This window comes from Citrobacter sp. Cpo040 (assembly GCF_030332915.1).
Lineage (GTDB): Bacteria > Pseudomonadota > Gammaproteobacteria > Enterobacterales > Enterobacteriaceae > Citrobacter > Citrobacter portucalensis.
Genome location: NZ_JAOWGX010000008.1, coordinates 1 through 265, shown reverse-complemented (window position 1 = coordinate 265; position 265 = coordinate 1). Strand labels below are relative to the sequence as shown.

Below are 265 nucleotides of genomic sequence, written 5' to 3'. Positions count from 1 at the left end.
GCTTGTAGCTCAGGTGGTTAGAGCGCACCCCTGATAAGGGTGAGGTCGGTGGTTCAAGTCCACTCAGGCCTACCAAATTCTTTCTGATACCGCGTTGTGAAACGACTCGCATACTTCAGTATGCTTCGCCGCTCCACGCCTTGTCTCAGCAAGAATTAAGGTGAATGAGATAACTACGATGGGGCTATAGCTCAGCTGGGAGAGCGCCTGCCTTGCACGCAGGAGGTCTGCGGTTCGATCCCGCATAGCTCCACCATCCCTTACT

General features: G+C 54.0%; 1 tRNA gene. It reads left to right on the top strand.

Annotation, left to right across the window (positions count from 1 at the left end):
* Positions 1-180: 180 nt before the first annotated feature.
* Positions 181-256 (top strand) — tRNA-Ala (locus OGX86_RS00255).
* The last annotated feature ends 9 nt before the right edge of the window (positions 257-265 follow it).